Source organism: Pseudomonas sp. UBA4617 (genome assembly GCF_002386445.1).
Lineage (GTDB): Bacteria > Pseudomonadota > Gammaproteobacteria > Pseudomonadales > Pseudomonadaceae > Aquipseudomonas.
On sequence record NZ_DGIR01000035.1, the window covers coordinates 152,763 to 170,639 of the forward strand.

Below are 17,877 nucleotides of genomic sequence, written 5' to 3' on the forward strand. Positions count from 1 at the left end.
GCATAGTAGGCCGTCTTTTCCGTTCGCCGGTTCCAAAAAACCGGACGCATACTGCAAAAAGCCTGGGACATAGCATTCCCAGGCTCGGTCATATGATTCAACTATGGAGGCACTGTGAAGGCATTGCAAGGCGTTGACGGACATGTGGCCTGGGTAGAGGCCGAACGCCCGGCCTGTGACGCGGGCCAAGTGCGCATTCGGGTAGCCGCAGCGGGGCTGAACCGCGCCGACCTGCTGCAGATGAAGGGCCTTTACCCGCCACCGCCAGGCGCCAGTCCCTACATGGGCCTGGAGTGCGCCGGGGTGGTCAGTGAGGTGGGGGCAGGCGCCGACTGGCGGGTGGGTGACCGGGTATGCGCGCTGCTGGCCAGCGGCGCCATGGCCGAAGAAGTGGTGGTGGATGCCCGCCACGTGCTGCCGGTACCCGAGGGCCTGAGCCTGTATGAAGCCGCAGCATTGCCGGAGGTCTACGCCACCGCCTGGTTGAACATCTTCCAGCTTGGTCGGGTGAAGGCTGGCGAGAAGGTGTTGGTGCACGCTGGCGCCAGTGGCGTTGGCTCGGCCGCCATCCAGTTGTGCAAGGCGTTCGGCAGCCCGGTGTGGGTCAGCGTCGGTTCACGGGACCGCCTGGCCTACTGCGAGAAACTGGGCGCCGCCGGTGGCGTGGTGCGCAATGAGAACCTTGACGCGCTGGAAGGCTTCGGGCCGTTCGATGTGATTCTCGACCCGGTGGGGGCGAGCTACGGTGAGCTCAACCTCAAGGTACTGGCCCGTGATGGCCGCTGGGTGATCATCGGCCTGATGGGGGGGCGTTCGTTCGAACTGGACCTGGCCCAGATACTGACCAAGCGCATTCAGTTGCAGGGGTCCACATTGCGCAATCGCGATGACAGCTTCAAGGCCGAATTGATCAGCACCTTGCGCAAGGATGTCTGGCCGTTGTTCAGCGAGGGCCGTCTGGATCCACAACTGGTCGGAACCTACCCGATCGAGCAGGCGCAAGCGGCACTCGATGAGCTGGCGAGCAACCAGATTGCAGGCAAACTGGTGGTCATCATAGAGCCCATGGACCAACCTGCCACCTGTTAATTCTGTCAGTAGCGGACACTGGGGCAGAGGAATAACTTTCGGTCATCGCTTAATACAGGCCTGCCGCCAAGCAGGCGGGATGATCGAAGGAGCTGTCCCATGTGTTCCGAAAAGGTATTCGCCCGCAGGGTGGACTTGGTCGAACCAAAAGTCGACGCCATCATAAAGGACGAGAATGGCCTGCCGCGCGCAGATGGGCTACTGCCCATTGCGGCGTTGCAACAGCCGTTGCGCGTTGTAGTACCGGGGAATTACGCCGACCCGGAGCTACCGAGTGTCACCCTGGATTTGGGTTGGCAGTTCCAGGGCGCGCCCTTCAACTCAGTGCATAACGAAACCCTGCGACCACCCTATGACGACGAGCTTGAGCTGTTCATTCCGATCAACTTGCTCAATCACGGCGTATATGACCTTCAATACATCATCAGCCAGTTGGGCAATCGCAATCCATCGCCGATATTGACCGTCACAGTCGATACACAGCCGCCCAATTACGGTCAGCCGGGCCAGGCGCTGCAGATTCAGGGGGTGCCAGGCGGTGAAATCACGGAGGAATACCTGGCCCAGTACGGCGAGGTAGTTTTCAAGGTGCCCTTGTATTTCGTGGCGCGTGCCCGGGACGAAGTCATCCTTTACTGGTCCGACAGCAACCCACCGCCCAGTGATGAGCCCGAGGTGAGTCGCAAAACAGTGACCCAGGACGAAATCGACAACGACAGTATCCTGGTCAGCTATGACGCAGCGGTGATACGCGCTTCGGGTTCAGGCCTGCGTTACCCGTGGTACCAGCTCACCGATCTGGCGGGCAATGTCGGCCCGGGTGCCGTGGTTGTGCAAACGCCTGTCGAGCTCAGCCCAGGGCCCGCCAACCTGCCGCCACCACGGGTCACGTTGTCGGTGCGTGGGCTGATCGACCGTGAACATGCCCGGGAGGGGGCCAACGGCGAGGGCGGGGTCGTGGTGGAAATCGACCCTTACGACAACGCCAGCGAGCGGGACCATGCCATCGTCAGCTGGCAGGGTCAGAAGCTTGCGGAGCGTCCTGTCGACCCCGCGGACTTTCCGCTGCGCGTTTTCGTGCCTTGGCCAGCGCTGGTCGCAGCGGGTTTGGGGCCGGGCGATGCCCAGGTGAAGTATGAAATCCGCCGCAATCTGCAATTCACGCCTTCACCCGAGCTAGCGGTGCCGTTCGACCTGCGCGTTGCCGGCCAGGACCACAGCGCTGCACCGGCTTTGCTCAACCCCTTGCTGGCACTGGTCGAGGTCCGGGGCCGCAATTCGGACAAGCCCAATGTGCTCGAACCCATCGACCACGGCGAGGACGCGCGGGTTTTGCTGCGCTTGTTCGACAACCCTCAACCCGATGAACTGGTGCTGGTGTACTGGGGCAATCAACCCCAGCCAGTGGCGGAATATCGTGTCGAGGCCGGGGATCCGTCCGGAAAACCCATCGAGATCGATGTCCCTTGGGAGATCGTCGAGCAGCAACCCAATGACCGGGCACTGCCGGTTTGGTACCGCACCGACAATGGTGTCAACCAGCAATTGGCTAACACTACGCCAGTAGACGTGGCGGTGGAGATGATCCGTGACCTGCCAGCGGCCACATTCCCCCACGCTGACCGATACGGCTACCTGAACTGCTGCTCGAGACCGCGGCTGTGGGAAGGGGTGACTGTTCGCGTGGAGCCCCATGCATTGATCGAGGCTGAAGACACCCTGGAGCTGAGTTGGCAAGGCCACGACAACCTCAACGGGTCTTCACCTATCCCTGGCGTGGCGCACACCTTCAGCCGCAAGGTGTCGAGCGATGAAGCGTCCCAGGGCACTGTCTTCGTGGTCTTGCCCTACGAAACGCTCATTGAACCAATGGTCGATAACGCCTCGGCCACTGTCGAGTATCGCCTGCTCAAGCAGGACGGACGTCTAGGTATTTCCGTGCGTGACGTCGTGAAGATCACGCGAACAATGCCAAGTAGTGAAGTTTGTTCCCCCACCAACGACCTCTGTGATGAAACGGGCGAATCGGTCGCCGAATAATCGCAGGCACTTTTTATAAAGGAAAAACACCATGGGCTCTTTGATCTCTGCTGCACAAGCACGCCTGAATTATCGTAAGTTGCGGTATGGACAGGGTACGTTGGCGATGAGCGCTCCTTCATTCCCGGGTGATTCATTGTTGCCGGATTTGCCCGGGGATCATCCAAATATGTTGAAAAGGCCACACGGCGTGGACCGGGATGTTGAGGTGCCGTATTTTGATGTCAACGGAACCACGGGTACTGTCAGGGTTCAGTTAATGGTGGGCGAGGATCTTGTAGGTACTCCTCAATCTTTTTCCCTTCCGTTTGATCCTGCCGATTTTCCCAAGACATTCACGTTGCCGGCGGATTACACAACGAATAGTGGCCCTGTCAAGTTGCGTTACCGCGCGATGTACTTGGGCAATCCCAATTATTCTGACCCGTTGGACTTCTATGTTGATACCCTTGCGCCAAACCAGAGTCAGCCGGGGCGCGAACTGGTGCTCCCTGCTGAGGTTGAGGCAGAGGGCGTCACTCGGGAATATCTGGATGCCAACGGCAGTGTTCAACTGACCATTCCGGACTATACCGATGCCAAACCTGGCGATGTGATCAAGGCTTATGCCGACGCTATGGAAATCGGCAGCTTCACGCGCGATGACCTTACCCAGCCAATGGTGATCGAGTGGACAGAGGATAAGATGCCTCACGAAGGCAACTACCCACTGGTGTACACCTTGGCCGACCGCAGCGAGAATATTGGGCCTCGATCAACTTACAAGAATGTCAATGTGTACCTGACCGCGGCACCGGCCAATCTCGTGCCGCCGAAGGTTCCGCAGTTCGATGATGGGCTGATCGACCTGGACGATGCCCAGGAAGGCGTGGGCGTGCAGATCGACGCGTACGATAACCATGTCCCGGGTGATGCCGTACAGGTGTTTTGGGCGGGCGTGGCGGTAGGGGTCCCGGTTCCAATCGGGGGGTTCCCGGCGTTTGCCACGATTCCCTACCTCACTGTGCGTGAAACACCGGCCGACACCGGGCCAAAACAGAAAACGGTGACTTACAGTATCGTGCGCGGTGTCCGCAGTTTCCCTGAGCCGACCGGGATCGAACTGGATATTGATCTACGCGTAGGCGGGCCCGACAACCCTGACCCTGATCCCGATCCGGAAGTGGGCAACCCGGCGCTCGCGGTTGTTACTGTTCAGGGAGCGGTTAGTACGGCCCCGAATGTCATCGCGCCAGATGACGCGGGGCAGCCGGCGACTGCGAGCGTTGATCTGTATGCGGGCGCCGTGGTCGGTGAGGTATTGCACCTGTTGTGGAACGGTGTGGAAGTTGACACGTATACGGTTGATGGCAATGAAGGGACTGGTTTCAAGGTTGAATTTAATATCGCTTGGGAAGCCATCGAAGCCGGTGGTAACGCGGCCGCATTGCCGGTGCGTTATGTGGTGTCCAACGCCGACAATGAAAACCTGAATCGCTCGCCCATCACGGATGTTGCTGTCAGTGCGGTGGTTGTAACATTGCCCGCCGTAACGTATTTGAATTTGTATGATGATCCGGACGAAGGGCCTATTATCAATTGCTCAACCCTGCGCGATGACCCGCTGGGCACAGGTAAAGTCATCGAAGTACGGGTCGCCGGTGGCGAAGACCGTCTGGCCGATCAGGAACTGACGTTCAACTTCCAAGGTTACAGCGATGCTGCAGGGACGACGCCCATTGATAATACGGACTACGAATTCACTTATACCCCAAGCGCTCAAGAGGCCGCGTCAGGGTTCACTGTACGGGTGCCCTACGACCCTTACGTGCTGAACATCCGGCTCGGTTACGGCGGTATCAAATACACCGCCGTGATCAACGAGCTGCCGGTGCTTTCGGCAGAAGAAATCAGGTTGGTATACGTTGAGTTGCCAGGCGGCGGCGGTGAGACGTGCCCTGTCAGGTTTCGGCGATAGTTGAAGATGAGCCGGCAAAGTGCACCTTGCGGTGCGCTTTGCTGCATCTGCTCGTTCAAAAACACGATTACGACGCGGCAGGTTTCTGTTGCTGAGTGTATATCAGATTTTTCCTACATATTGATAATTGTTTTACATATAAATTTCCGGCGCCGCAAATGCATTGAACCCTACATGAGAGTCCAGATTATGCGATCAATATTTCCCGTCCGGAAGCAATCCTCTGGATTGTTCGCCCTGAGCCTGATCAGCGTGGGGCTCTATTCGTCTGCGGCGGCTGCCATCGTGGTCGACAACGGTGAAACCTATACCGTCGATTCTTCCCAGCCCGCCGACCGCTACATTGTGCGTGGCCAGTCGACCTTGAATACTTTGGCTGGCAGCTCATTACTCGACGTTTTCGTTTCAGACGGCTCTGTGCTGAACATGCAAGGGAGCCAGGTGAATGCGCAGGATTATGGCGTGCAGATCCTGAACGCTAGCGGGACGGTCGATAACAGTACGATCCGCAGCGAATTCTTTGGCATCAACGTCAGCCGACTATTGGGTACGGTGACCGGTGGGTCGACCCTCACGGTCAGCAACAGTGATGTTTCCGGTGCAGAAGGTGGCGCAGAGGTCACTGGGTTGAGCACACTGGTGTTGGACAACAGTCGAGTCGAAGGTACCCAGGCAGGTGCCGATGGCGTGAATGTGCGAGGAGGCTACGCCATCATTCGCAACAACTCCGTGATCACCGGTGCCAACAATGGCATCAGTATCGGCGCAGATTCCGACAATGTCGGTGACTATCGGGCAGAGGTGGACGGATCGACTGTCATTGGCCGCGACGGTGCGGCATTGGCGGTTATGCAGGGGGCGCAAGCGACCATAGCGTTGAGCAATAACGCGCAGCTAAAAGGTGCCAACGACCTGCTGCTCGATGTATCCGAAGGCTCAAGCGTCGATTTCAGCGTGGCCCGAAGCACCCTGCAAGGCAATTTCCACATTCGTGATAACAGCTCGGGCAGCCTGGCTTTCGATGCCAGCACCGTATCTGGAGATGTGGTGGTCGAATCGGGCAGCGAGGCTGACGTGGCATTGCGCAATGGCGCTTTCTTCACCGGCAGACTGCAGAATGTCAACCAGATGGCTGTTGAGTCAGGTGCTGTATGGGCACTCACTGGCGACCAGCAACTGGCCAACCTGTCACTCAATCAGGGTACGGTTGATTTCAACAGTGGCCATGGGGATTTCCGCCAGCTGGAGGTAGAAAACCTCTCAGGCAGCGGCACGTTTGTGATGAATGCCGATTACACCACCAATGCGCACGATACCTTGACCGTGACAGGCAATGCGACAGGTGAGCATACCTTGCAGGTTGCCGGTAGCGGTCAAGACCCGACCGACCCAAGAGCGCTGACCCTGGTGAATACTGCTGCCGGGGATGCACGCTTCAGCCTCAGTGGCGATCAGCCCGTCGACGTAGGTACCTACTCATACAAACTGGCGTCCCGTGGAGATGGCGGTGGTGGTACTGAATGGTTCCTCGACCCTGAGTCAAAGATCATCAGCCCCGGCACCCGTTCGGTACTGGCCTTGTTCAACACCGCGCCTACCGTGTGGTACGGCGAACTCACCTCTCTGCGCAGCCGCATGGGCGAGCTGCGCTTCAACGGCGCCAAGGCCGGCCTATGGACCCGTGCCTACAGCAACAAATACGACGTCGGGGAGCAATCGGGCGTTGGCTACAGCCAGGTGCAAAGCGGCTTCTCGCTGGGCGCCGATGCACCGCTGCCGTGGGGTGACGGCCAGTGGCTGGTAGGTGCGCTGGCTGGCCATAGCCGCTCCGACCTTGACCTGACCCGGGGTACGTCCGGCAGTGTCGACAGTTACTACGTGGGGGCCTACACCACCTGGCTTGACCAAAGCAGCGGCTATTACTTCGATGCCGTGCTCAAGGCCAACCGCTTCGATAACAAGGCCAAGGTCAGCATGAGCGATGCCACCCGGGCCAAGGGCGACTACCAGAATACCGGCCTGGGCGGCTCGGTGGAGTTCGGCCGCCACATAACCTTGCACGATGGCTGGTTCGTCGAGCCGTATGGGCAACTGTCGGCAGTGGTGATCGAAGGCAAGGACTACGGTATGGACAATGGTATGCAGGCTGAGGGTGACCAGACCCGCTCGCTGCTGGGTAAGCTCGGCAGCGTGGCGGGCCGCAATGTGCGCCTGCAAGGTGGCTCCGTGATCCAGCCGTACGTCAAGGCCGCGGTGGCCCACGAATTTGCCAAGGCCAACCGCGTGCAGGTCAACGACAACCTGTTCAACAACGACCTTTCCGGTTCGCGTGCCGAGTTCGGTGCGGGTGTGGCGGTGGCGTTCACCGAGCAGTTTTCGCTGCATGCCGATTTCGACTATGCCAAGGGCGAGCATATCGAGCAGCCCTATGGCGTGAACGTGGGGATGCGCTACAGCTGGTGATCGGTACATGCAGGGCCAACAGCCGGCAGAAGTGCACGTGTTGGCCCTGTTTTTTTGGGAAAAGCCTACTTCCAGTCGAGGATCGGCCAGGCATTGATCTGCGCATGTTCGCGTAGTACAGGGTCTGGGTTGACCACGTAGGGATGGTCGATTCTCACCAACAGCGGCAAATCGTTACGCGAGTCGGAGTAGAAACTCGCCCCTTCGAGGTTCTCCTGTTCCTGATCCAGCCAATCCAGCAGCCGGGTAATCTTGCCCTCGCGGTACGTCAGCACCCCATGGGTCTGGCCGGTATACACCCCGTTCACCGCCTCCAGCTCGATCGCCAGGTACTCATCCACCCCCAGCCGCGCCGCAATCGGCCCGACCAGGTGCGTGCCTGAAGCCGAAATGATCAGGATGCGATCCCCGCGCTTGCGGTGCTCGGCAATGCAGCGGCAGGCGTCGCCGTAAATGATCGGCTCGATCACTTCCTCGACCCACGGCTCGACCAGGTGCCGGACCTCTTCCAGGGTGCGCCCGGCAATCGGTTCCAGGCTGAAGGCCATGTACTCCTCCATCCTCAGGTGGCCTCTGCCATAGGCCTCCATCAGCTCATGGTCACGGCTCAGGAAGGCCTTGCCGTCGACCCAGCCCAGCCGGGCCATCTGCTCGCTCCACAGCGACGCGCAGTCGCCGTTGATCAGGGTTTCGTCCAGATCGAATATTGCCAGTGCCATTGGGTAACTCTCCTTAGGCCACTTCCCGTAGCGCCGTGGGGTCGATCGACAGGCTTACCCGCTGCCCGTCCGCGTGCAGGTCGGCTGCCGAGCGATTGAGTACGTCGACCACCAGATCTACCTCGCGTACGCGTACCCGGTAGCGGATCACGTTGCCCAGCAGGCTGTGGCTGCGTACTTCCGCGTCCAGTGCGCCGTCGCGGCCCAAGGTGATCGATTCCGGGCGGATCGCCAGGCGGCTGGCCACCGGGCGCTGCAGCAGGCGGCTGGCGCTGTCGGCGTCGAGCAGGTTGTAGTTGCCGATGAAGCCGGCGGCAAACAGGTCCACCGGCGCGGTGTAGAGGGTTTCGGCGTCGCCACTCTGGACGATACGCCCCTGGTTCATCAGGAAGATGCGGTCGGACATGGTCAGCGCTTCTTCCTGGTCGTGGGTAACAAAGATGGTGGTCAGGCCCAATTCACGCTGGATGGCCCGGATCTGCTCACGTAAATGCTTGCGGATGCGCGCATCCAGCGCCGACAGCGGCTCGTCTAGCAGCAGCAGGCGTGGGCGGGTCACCAGTGAGCGGGCCAGGGCCACGCGCTGACACTGGCCGCCGGACAACTGGTGCGGGTAGCGCCCGGCGAAGTTGCCCAGCTCCACCAGTGCCAGCGCCTCGCGCACCCTGGCCTGGCTTTCATCGGCCTTGACCTTCTGCATGCGTAGGCCGAAGGCAACGTTCTGCTCCACGGTCATGTTGGGGAACAGCGCGTAGCTCTGGAACACCATGCCGATACCGCGTTTCTGCGGGTTCAGCGGCACGATGTCGTCGCCGTCGAGCAGGATCTGCCCGCTGTCCACCGGGGTCAGCCCCGCGATGCAGCGCAGCAACGTGGACTTGCCGCAACCGGACGGGCCGAGCAGGGTGACGAACTCGCCGCGCTCGATGTAGCAGTCGATGTTCTCGAACACCGGGCTGCCGGCGTAGCTCTTGTGCAGTTTCTGTACGCTGACGAAGCTCATGTCAGGTTTTGTCCTTGTTCAGGCGGTTGGCGACCCAGGTCAGTACCAGCACGAAGGCGAAGTATGAAATCACCAGTGCGCTATTGAAATGGCCGCTGCTGTTGCGCATGTTGTTCAGGTACACCTGCAGGGTCTCGTAGCGGGTACCGACCAGCAGGTTGGCGAACACGAATTCACCGAACAGGAACGAGAACGACAGCAACAGGGCTACCATCAGGCCCTTGCGCAGGTTCGGCAGCACCACCAGCAGCGCCGCCTGCCAGGTGCTGGCACCGAGCAGTTGGGCGGCGTCCATCAAGTCGCGCAGGTTGATCGCCTGCAGGTTGTTGGTAATGGCCCGGTACATGAACGGCAGGGCGATGGTGAAATAGCAGCCGATCAGGATCCACGGTGTACCGACCATCGCCATGGGGCCGCTGCCGTACAGTTGCAGCAGCCCCACCGAGGACACTACCGGTGGCACCGCGAACGGTAACAGGATGAGGATGTTCATCAGCGCGTCGAGCCTGGGGAAGTGGTAGTGGACCACGAACAGCAGCGGCAGGATCAGCACCACCGACAGCAGCAGCGCGCCCACGCACACCAGCAGTGATTGGGCAAAGGCGGCCAGGAAGCGTGGCTCGCTCCACAGCGCGATGTACCACTTGAAGGTCAACCCGCTGGGCAGCAGGCTGGCAGACCAGCTGGTGGCCAGCGAATAGAGCAGGGTGCCGGCCAGTGGCAACAGCAGGATCAGAAACAGCAGGTAGACTACGGCGCGGTGGTACCAGCCGCCAGAACGCGTGTCAGCGCGCATGGTAGCTCCTTTTCAGCAGCCATTGATGCACCACCGTGACCAGCGTCATCAGCCCCACCAGGACCATGGCCAGAGCGCTGGCCAGGTTGGGGTCGAGGCTGATGTCACCGGCCACCAGGCCAGCGATGCGGATCGGTAGCACGTTGAAGTTGCCAGTGGTCAACGCGTACACGGTGGCATACGCACCGAGGGCATTGGCCAGCAGGATGACGAAGGTGCCTAGAAGCGCCGGGGTCAGCACCGGCAGGCCGATGTGGCGCCAGAATTGCCAGTGGCTGGCTCCCAGCAGCGCGGCCGACTCGCGCCAGTCTTCACGCAGGGCGTCGAACGCCGGGTACAGCAGCAGCACGCCAAGCGGGATCTGGAAGTAGGTGTACACCAGGATCAGTCCGCTTTTGGAATAGATGCTGAAGTCCTCCAGCAGGCCGGCCTGTTTCAGCAGCAGGGTCAGCGCACCGTTGAAGCCGAGCAGGATGATGAAGGCGAAGGCCAGTGGCACCCCGGCGAAGTTGCTGGTCATGTTGGCGAAGGCGCTGACGAAGTCGCGCAGCTTCGAGTCCACCTGGCGCAGCGAGTAGGCGCCGAGGGTGGCAATCACGATGCCGAACAGGCTCGACCAGAAGCTGATCTCCAGGCTGCGTTGCAAGGCCTGCAGGTAGAACTTCGAAGCGAATACCTTGCTGAAGTTGGCCACGCCCCAGCCTGCTTCCGATTGCAGGCTGTTGATCGCCACCCAGGCCAGCGGGGCAATCTGGAAGATGACGAAGAACACGGCAAACGGTAGCAGACAGAGCAGGGCCAGATAGCGGCCATGGTTGCTGCTGCTCTTGGCTTTGGTCACTTCAGCAGCTCCCGGCACACGCTCTTGTCATGCGGCGCGCCAAGCAGCTCGCAGATGGTCCCGCACAGCTCGGTCTGCAGCGGCTTGGCCGCCGGGTCCAGGCTGAAGGCATCGCCGAAGACGAACAGCGGCACTTCGCGTTCTTCGGCAAGCAGGCCGTTGTGCGAGCGGTCGTTGTTCATGCCGTGGTCGGCGGTGACCAGCACCTGGTAGCCCTCTTCGAGCCAGCCTGGCAGGTAGTCGGCCAGGAGGATGTCGGCACTGCGTGCGGCGTTGCGGTACTGGCTGCTGTCCAGGCCGTGATGGTGGCCGACGTCGTCGATGTTCATCGGATGTACCAGCAGGAAGTTGGGGGTATGACGGCGGCGCAGGTATTCGCCATCGGCCAGCAGGTGCGAATCGGGGTAACGGTCGTCCCAGTAGAACAGCCCGTGCTGGATCGGCAGCTTGGGTGCGTGGGTATGGCGGTCGCGCTGCGCGTCGAAGGGCGAGCGGTTGTACAGCTCGCTTATCCAGTGGTAGGCCGCCGCGGCAGTGCTGAGGTTGGCTTCGCGGGCGTAGTGGAACACGCTGCGCTGGTTGGACAGGCGGCTGACCTTGTTATGCACGATGCCGCTGTCGATCGGCGGCACGCCGGTGAGGATGCATTCGTACAGCGGCCGTGACAGCGATGGCAGCTCGCATTCCATGCGGTACAGCGCGGCGCGGTCAGCCTCGACATAGGCATGCAGGTGGCCCATGGCATGGTGGGCCACCTGATAGTTGAGGCCGTCGAGCAGGACCAGGATGACGTTGTGGCTCATTCGATACTCCGCAAAGGAACCGGGGAGGGCTTCGCCCTCCTTTCGCGGCACGAGGCCGCTCCTACAGGGACAGCCAAACCCTCCAGGGCGACGCAGGCCCTGTGGGAGCGGCCTTGCGTCGCGATGGGCTGCGCAGCAGCCCCAGGATGGTCCTGCCTTACTCCATCTCGATGATCACTTGCTCCTGCCACATCTGCGGCAGCTTCTTCGAGGTCGCTTCCCAGGCCTCGGCGTTCTTGATCGGCTGCGCCGGCTTGTACTGCTCGTTGGGCAGCAGCTTGGCCTGGACATCGTCCGGCAGCTTCAGGTGCTCGGCACGGATCGGCCGCGCATGCCCTTTGGCCAGGTTGATCTGCCCGGCATCACTGAAGATGTATTCACGCGTCAGCTTGGCTGCATTCGGGTGCTTGGCGTACTTGTTGATGATGGTGGTATAGCCAGAGATCACCGAGCCGTCCGATGGGATCAGCACTTCGAAACGCTTGGGGTCGATCTGTTCGCGGTAGCTCAGGCCGTTGAAGTCCCACACCACGCCGACCTCGACCTCGCCTTTCTCCAGCGTCTGGATGGTCGGGTTGGCCAGCGACAGGCGCTTCTGCTGGGCCAGTTTGGTGAACAGTTGCAGGCCCGGCGCCACGTTGCTCTCGTCGCCCTTGTAGGCGATGGCCGCAGCCAGTACGCCGTTGGCAGCCTGGGCAGCGGTCCCGACATCGCCGATGGCTACCTTGTACTTGCCTTTTTCCAGGTCATGCCAGGTTTTCGGGCGCTCGTCTTCCTTCACCAGATCCTTGTTGATGATGAAGGCGATGGTGCCGGTATAGGCCAGCGCCCAGTGGCCGTCCTGGTCCTTGGCCCACACCGGCACCTGGTCCCAGGTGCTGGGCTTGTAGGGCTGGCTCACACCCTTGGCCACGGCGATCGGACCGAACGCGGCACCCACGTCGCCGATGTCGGCGCTGGCGTTATCCTTCTCGGCTTCGAACTTGGCAATTTCCTGGGCCGAGCTCATGTCGGTGTCGCTGTGCCTGAGGCCATACTTGCTGGCCAGGTCTTCCCAGGTGCCTTTCCAGTTGGCCCAGGCATCGGGCATACCGACGCTGTTGATATTGCCTTCCTTGCGGGCCGCGTCTTCCAGGGCCTTGAGGTCGGTACCGGCGGCCATGGCAGTGGTACACAGGGCGATGGCCGAACCAAGCAGTGACGCCATGAAGAACTTTTTCATCCGAAGCTCCTTTGGGTGAGTGCCTTTGCGAATTCTTGTGATGAGTAAAGCCGTTGCCCGAGACCCCTGGTCTAGGTCAGCAAACCTTGAGCCAAGGTAGGCCGCTTGCGTGACAATTTGATGTAGGGCTATGCCGGCGCAGGTGTAAGCGGGTTCCTGGCACTACAGCGTAGACCATGCTCGATCCTTGGTTTTGCGGGGCTGGCCCGATTCTGGCACTGCGTCTGTTGCAGCTTTGTCACAGGATGTTCATCAGCCCTGCCTAGGCTTGCACTATTCTCCAGGTGCCCTGTTATGGGGCTGGACTAGTCCACATAGGTAACCTTTGATGCAGTCGATGCCACCGCGTGCGGTAACAGCCATCTGCCATGCGCTGCAGGAGCAGATCGAGCACGGCCTGTTGGCGCCGGGCGGCAAGCTGCCGGCTGAGCGCAGGCTCAGCGAGGTGTTCGACACCACGCGCATCACTCTGCGTGAGGCGCTGGTGCAGCTGGAGGCCCAGGGCCTGATCTACCGCGAAGAACGCCGCGGCTGGTTCGTTGCACCCGAGCGGCTGACTTACGATCTGATCCAGCGCAGCCACTTCCACGCCATGGTGCGTGACCAAGGGCGGGTGGCCAGTACCGAATTGCTCTCCGCGCGGCTGCAGCCGGCCTCGGCCGCCATTTGCGCGCGCCTGCAGTTGCCGGCGCTGTCCAGCGTGGTGCGCATCTGCCGGTTGCGGCGGATCGACGGGCGGGCGGTGCTGTATGCCGAGCATTACCTCAATCCGCGGTATTTCCCGGCGATTCTCGAACAGGACCTGGCCCAGTCGCTGACTGAGATCTATGGGCGGGTGTATGGCATCCAGTATGGGCAGGTGTGCTTCGAGATCTGGCCGACGGCGTTGCCGGTTGAGGCGGCCAGTGTGTTGAAGGTATCAGCGGGCAGCCCCGGGTTGCATATCACTCGGGTCAACAGCGACCAGCATGGACACCTGATCGACTGTGACCTGGAATATTGGCGGCATGATGCCATCCGTATCTGTGCCCAGGCCGGGTAAGCAGGGTACCGGGGCTGCGAAGCGGGGCCTAGTTCGATGCGCTGCTTCCTTCTGCCATCCCCCCGCCGCCGGCCGTCACCACCTGCACCGACAGGCGTGGTGTCGCCAGGTCCAGCCCGGCCTCATCCAGCTGCCGCTTCAGGGCCAGGTTGAAGGCCCGCGACACTTCCCACTGCTTGATCGGCGCGGTCTTGAACCGCGCCCGCAGGATCGCCGAGCCTGACTCGAAGCTTTCCACGCCCTGCAGCTCCAGTGGCGACCAGATATTGCGGCGCATCAGCGGGTCGTTGCGCAGTTTCTGCCCCACCTCGCGAACCAGGCTGATCGCCTGGTCGATGTTCATGCTGTGCGGGATCGCCACGCGGAAGATCGCGTAGCCGAACTCGCGCGAGTAGTTCTTGATGCTCTTGATCTCGCTGAACGGGATGGTATGCACGATGCCGTCGATGTCGCGCAGACGTACGGTGCGGATGGTCAGCCCTTCGACCGTGCCCAGGTGGCCGCCGACATCCACGTAGTCATCGATGGCCAGCGAGTCTTCGATGATGATGAACAGCCCGGTGATCAGGTCGGCCACCAGCGATTGCGCGCCGAAACCGATGGCCAGGCCGATCACCCCGGCACCGGCCAGCAGCGGGGTGACGTTCATGCCCATGTTGGCCAGGGCGACGATGACCGCGATGATGAAGATGACCACGAACATCACGTTGCGGATCAACGGCATCATGGTTTGCGCACGGGCGTTGGCCAGGCCCCGACGCGAGCGCACCAGGGCGTGGTGCACGGCGGTGTCGGCGAGGATCCACACCAGCCAGGCGACGATCAGTGTGCCGGCCAGGCCCAGCAGGCGCAGGCTTATGTCGTGGCCCTCGCCCTCGGCGAAGCTGATCATCGACAAGCCCCACACGCGCAAGCCCAGTTCGATGAACACCAGCCAGATGAACAGGTGCACCAGCAGGTAGGCGAAATTGCGCAGGCGTTCGGCGTATACCGCCTGGCGCTTGGTGGCCCGCTTGGGGTTGGCGGCATGGCGGCGCACCAGGCCGTTGAGCACCATGCACACCACCACCAGCACGGTGCACATCAGCGACTGGCGCAGGGCGGTGCTGGTATCGCCGGCGGAAACGAAAGTGGCGAACAGCGAGATGGCCACCAGGATCAGCGCCGGCACGAACCAGAAACTGCCGAGGATCTCGATGGTGTCGCTGAGGGTGCGCCGGGTCAGGCGCCGTGACAGCGGCTGGTTGCGGATCAGATGGGCGATGGGCCGGCGAAAACGCAGGATGAACAGCCCGGTGCACAGCGCTGCAATCACGTTGGCCAGGGTCGCCAGGGCATGGGCCAGGTGAGTGCCGAGGGCGATCGTCAGGCGTGGGTCGCTCATGGCCTCGCCAAACGCGGCGAAACTGCCGATCAGCCACAACGGGCGGAATGCCTGGTGGCGCAGGATGTACAGGGCGCGGTGGCGGTGCGGGCCGTCGAGCAGCGAAAAGGCGATCACGCAGATCGCCGAGAAGCAGGTGCCCACCACCAGCGCGTAGGCCAGCACCATGGCCAGCGACTTGCCCAACGACGGTGGCAGCACGACGCTGAGGTAAACGGTGAACACCAGCGCCACCAGCCATGGGCCCAGCTTACGCAGGGCGAAACGCACCAGGTCCCAGGTGCGCGGGTGTTGCGGCAACTCCTCGCTCAGGCCGAAGCGCAGGCGTACCCGGTGGCCGACCCAGTTGAAGGCGAAGGCCAGCACGCTCCATACGGCGATGACCGCAGCAAAGCCGAACAGGATCGCCGGCCACTGGTGCACCGGCACGACCAGCTCGGTCAGTTCGGCCTGGGCCTGTTCGATTTCCGCCGCCCAACGGTGGAACGGGCTGGCGTCGCCGCTGAACTGCTTTTCAAAATCATGCAGGGCGCCACCGATCAGGCCGAGCACGCCTTGTTCGACGTTAGGTTGCGATTGTTGAGTGGCATCGCGCAGCTTTTTCAGGTCGGCCAGCAGCTTGGCCCGCTGCTGGTCGTTTTCCAGGTTCTTGATCACCTCGTCCAGCGACTTGCCCAGCGGTTCAGTGGCTTCCGCTTGCGCGGGCGCGCCACCGCCAAGCAGGCCAGGCAGGCCGGCGGCTTGTACCGGAGGGAGGATTAGCAACAGCAGCAGGAACAGGCAACGCAGGAAGGCGGGCACGGGTAAAACTACCTCAGGTCAAACGATGGACCGAGTGTAGAGCTTTACGACGGCAGTTGCTCCAGGATCTTCCAGCAGGTGAGGCCGAAGATGCCCAGGGTGCCGACCCACATCATCACCACGCCAATGTTGCGTTCGCGCAGGCTGAAGCCGACTGTCAGCAGCAACAGGAACAGGAACACCGGCACGAACAGGGACAGGAAGGGGGACATGGACAGCAATCCTTTTGCAGTGGGGCCATGTGACAAGCATAGCGGGTAGCGGGCGAAGCGGGATTGACCTTGAGCAGGTGCAAGCCGGGCCGGCCTCTTCGCGGCTTTGCCCGCGTAGAGGCCTGCCCGGCTTGCATCAAGGCAACTCGCGGCAACGATAGAAGGCGGTCAGCACCTTCACCAGGTGCGCCAGGTCATGGCTGCCGCACAGCTCGCGAATCGAATGCATGGCAAAGGTCGGCAGGCCGATGTCCACCGTACGCACGCCCAGGTGACTGGCGGCAATCGGGCCAATGGTCGAACCGCAGCCCATGTCGCTGCGCACCACGAAGCTCTGCACCGGCACTTCTTCGGCCATGCACAGGTGACGGAAGAAGCCGGCGGTTTCGCTGTTGGTGGCGTAGCGCTGGTTGTTGTTCACCTTGATCACCGGCCCGGCATTGAGCTTGGGCCCGTGATTGCCGTCGTGCTTGTCGGCGTAGTTGGGGTGTACGCCGTGGGCGTTGTCGGCCGACACCATCAGCGAGCGCTGGATGGTGCGCACGTAGGCATCGCCATCCGGCAGCAGGCGCTGCAGGGTCTGCTCCAGCATCGGGCCGTCTGCGCCGCAGGCCGAGCAACTGCCGACTTCTTCATGGTCGGTGCACACCAGCACGCAGGTTTCATCGCTGTCTGCGGTGAGCAGGGCCTGCAGACCGGCATAGCACGACAACAGGTTGTCCAGTCGGGCGCCGGCAATGAAGTCGCCGTTCAAGCCGACCAGCGCGGCGTCCTGGGTATCGTAGAAGCTCAGCTCGTAATCCAGCACCACATCGGCGATCAGCTCGTGCTCGCGGGCCAGCTGCTCGGTGAGCAGGGCGCGGAAGTCGATGCGCTCGTCACCCGCGACCTGGGCAAGGATCGGTGGCAGCTCGTTCTGCGGGTTGATCGCCCAGCCTTCGTTGGCAGTGCGGTTGAGGTGAATGGCGAGGTTGGGAATGACCGCGATCGGCAGCTTGAAGTCGATCAGCTGGCTTTCCACCTTGCCGTCACGACGGTAGGTGACCCGGCCGGCCAGCGACAGGTCGCGGTCGAACCACGGCGCCAGCAGCGCCCCGCCATACACTTCGACGCCCAGCTGCAGGAAGCCCTGGCGCTGCAGCTCGGGCTGCGGCTTGACCCGCAGGCACGGGCTGTCGGTGTGCGCGCCTACCATGCGGATGCCATTCAGCAGCGGCGCTTGCTTGCCCAGCTTGATGGCGATGATCGACGAATCGTTACGGGTGACGTAGTAGCGACCGCCAGGCACGGTGGCCCAGCTGTCACGCTCGTCCAGGCGCTGGTAGCCGGCAGCTTCCAGGCGCTGAGCCAGGCTGGCGGTGGCATGGAAGGGCGTAGGGGAGGCCTTGAGGAAGTCGATGAGGCCAGAATTCAGTGCGTCGCGCATAGCTCACTCCAGACAGCAGTGGCGCGAGTTTAGCGTATTAGGTCGACGAATTGTGCTTGCCTCTTCGCGGCTAAAGCCG

Annotated in this window: 14 protein-coding genes; 5 read left to right on the forward strand and 9 right to left on the reverse strand. The window is 61.7% G+C overall.

Annotated elements, in window-relative coordinates; all coding sequences use genetic code 11:
- Positions 1–114 precede the first annotated feature (114 nt).
- The 4 genes from B4L76_RS15875 (at position 115) to B4L76_RS15890 (ending at position 7,549) form a co-directional block, all read left to right on the forward strand.
- Positions 115–1,089, forward strand: a complete 975-nt coding sequence (locus tag B4L76_RS15875; RefSeq protein ID WP_296233769.1) for an NAD(P)H-quinone oxidoreductase — start codon at positions 115–117, stop codon at positions 1,087–1,089.
- 99 nt (positions 1,090–1,188) lie between these two features.
- Positions 1,189–3,129, forward strand: coding sequence for a hypothetical protein (locus tag B4L76_RS15880; protein ID WP_296233770.1), 1,941 nt, complete (start codon positions 1,189–1,191; stop codon positions 3,127–3,129).
- Between the two features lie 31 nt (positions 3,130–3,160).
- Positions 3,161–5,086: a hypothetical protein gene (locus B4L76_RS15885; protein ID WP_296233771.1), complete on the forward strand. Its 1,926-nt coding sequence runs from the start codon at positions 3,161–3,163 to the stop codon at positions 5,084–5,086.
- Positions 5,087–5,314: 228 nt separating this feature from the next.
- Positions 5,315–7,549 carry an autotransporter outer membrane beta-barrel domain-containing protein gene (locus B4L76_RS15890; RefSeq protein WP_296233772.1) on the forward strand — a complete coding sequence of 745 codons (2,235 nt, stop codon included), beginning with the start codon at positions 5,315–5,317 and terminating at the stop codon, positions 7,547–7,549.
- Between the two features lie 65 nt (positions 7,550–7,614).
- Here the strand turns inward: B4L76_RS15890 and B4L76_RS15895 are convergent, their stop codons facing one another.
- The 6 genes from B4L76_RS15895 to B4L76_RS15920 all read right to left on the reverse strand — a co-directional run bounded on the left by B4L76_RS15895 (position 7,615) and on the right by B4L76_RS15920 (position 12,933).
- On the reverse strand, positions 7,615–8,268 hold the full coding sequence (locus B4L76_RS15895; protein WP_296233773.1) for an HAD family hydrolase: 654 nt from the start codon (positions 8,266–8,268) through the stop codon (positions 7,615–7,617).
- Between the two features lie 13 nt (positions 8,269–8,281).
- Positions 8,282–9,271, reverse strand: a complete 990-nt coding sequence (locus B4L76_RS15900; protein ID WP_296233774.1) for an ABC transporter ATP-binding protein — start codon at positions 9,269–9,271, stop codon at positions 8,282–8,284.
- Position 9,272: 1 nt separating this feature from the next.
- On the reverse strand, positions 9,273–10,067 hold the full coding sequence (locus B4L76_RS15905; RefSeq protein ID WP_296233775.1) for an ABC transporter permease: 795 nt from the start codon (positions 10,065–10,067) through the stop codon (positions 9,273–9,275).
- A complete protein-coding gene (locus B4L76_RS15910; protein WP_296233776.1) occupies positions 10,057–10,908 on the reverse strand; it encodes an ABC transporter permease in 852 nt (283 codons plus the stop codon). The genes B4L76_RS15905 and B4L76_RS15910 overlap by 11 nt, the downstream gene beginning before the upstream one ends.
- Positions 10,905–11,711 carry an alkaline phosphatase family protein gene (locus B4L76_RS15915; RefSeq protein ID WP_296233777.1) on the reverse strand — a complete coding sequence of 269 codons (807 nt, stop codon included), beginning with the start codon at positions 11,709–11,711 and terminating at the stop codon, positions 10,905–10,907. The genes B4L76_RS15910 and B4L76_RS15915 overlap by 4 nt, the downstream gene beginning before the upstream one ends.
- Positions 11,712–11,868: 157 nt before the next feature.
- Positions 11,869–12,933: an ABC transporter substrate-binding protein gene (locus tag B4L76_RS15920; protein ID WP_296233778.1), complete on the reverse strand. Its 1,065-nt coding sequence runs from the start codon at positions 12,931–12,933 to the stop codon at positions 11,869–11,871.
- Positions 12,934–13,261: 328 nt separating this feature from the next.
- Between B4L76_RS15920 and B4L76_RS15925 the strand changes: the two genes are divergently transcribed.
- Positions 13,262–13,975: a UTRA domain-containing protein gene (locus B4L76_RS15925; RefSeq protein ID WP_296233779.1), complete on the forward strand. Its 714-nt coding sequence runs from the start codon at positions 13,262–13,264 to the stop codon at positions 13,973–13,975.
- 28 nt (positions 13,976–14,003) lie between these two features.
- Here B4L76_RS15925 and B4L76_RS15930 read toward each other — a convergent pair whose 3' ends face one another.
- From B4L76_RS15930 to B4L76_RS15940, 3 genes are all read right to left on the reverse strand, one after another.
- Entirely contained in the window at positions 14,004–16,160 is a 2,157-nt protein-coding gene (locus B4L76_RS15930; RefSeq protein ID WP_296233780.1) for a mechanosensitive ion channel family protein, read from the reverse strand.
- 44 nt (positions 16,161–16,204) lie between these two features.
- On the reverse strand, positions 16,205–16,372 hold the full coding sequence (locus B4L76_RS15935; RefSeq protein WP_178076400.1) for a hypothetical protein: 168 nt from the start codon (positions 16,370–16,372) through the stop codon (positions 16,205–16,207).
- A 136-nt stretch (positions 16,373–16,508) separates the two neighbouring features.
- Complete coding sequence (locus tag B4L76_RS15940; protein ID WP_296233781.1) at positions 16,509–17,798, reverse strand: M18 family aminopeptidase; 1,290 nt, start codon at positions 17,796–17,798, stop codon at positions 16,509–16,511.
- Positions 17,799–17,877: the final 79 nt, after the last annotated feature.

What these genes read in the sequence shown, in the direction of transcription:
- B4L76_RS15900 (WP_296233774.1), bottom strand. Translation starts at nt 9,271, where the DNA reads ATGAGCTTCGTCAGCGTACAGAAACTGCACAAGAGCTACGCCGGCAGC.
- B4L76_RS15895 (WP_296233773.1), bottom strand. Translation starts at nt 8,268, where the DNA reads ATGGCACTGGCAATATTCGATCTGGACGAAACCCTGATCAACGGCGAC.
- B4L76_RS15925 (WP_296233779.1), top strand. Translation starts at nt 13,262, where the DNA reads ATGCAGTCGATGCCACCGCGTGCGGTAACAGCCATCTGCCATGCGCTG.
- B4L76_RS15915 (WP_296233777.1), bottom strand. Translation starts at nt 11,711, where the DNA reads ATGAGCCACAACGTCATCCTGGTCCTGCTCGACGGCCTCAACTATCAG.
- B4L76_RS15935 (WP_178076400.1), bottom strand. Translation starts at nt 16,372, where the DNA reads ATGTCCCCCTTCCTGTCCCTGTTCGTGCCGGTGTTCCTGTTCCTGTTG.
- B4L76_RS15920 (WP_296233778.1), bottom strand. Translation starts at nt 12,933, where the DNA reads ATGAAAAAGTTCTTCATGGCGTCACTGCTTGGTTCGGCCATCGCCCTG.
- B4L76_RS15940 (WP_296233781.1), bottom strand. Translation starts at nt 17,798, where the DNA reads ATGCGCGACGCACTGAATTCTGGCCTCATCGACTTCCTCAAGGCCTCC.
- B4L76_RS15885 (WP_296233771.1), top strand. Translation starts at nt 3,161, where the DNA reads ATGGGCTCTTTGATCTCTGCTGCACAAGCACGCCTGAATTATCGTAAG.
- B4L76_RS15905 (WP_296233775.1), bottom strand. Translation starts at nt 10,067, where the DNA reads ATGCGCGCTGACACGCGTTCTGGCGGCTGGTACCACCGCGCCGTAGTC.
- B4L76_RS15880 (WP_296233770.1), top strand. Translation starts at nt 1,189, where the DNA reads ATGTGTTCCGAAAAGGTATTCGCCCGCAGGGTGGACTTGGTCGAACCA.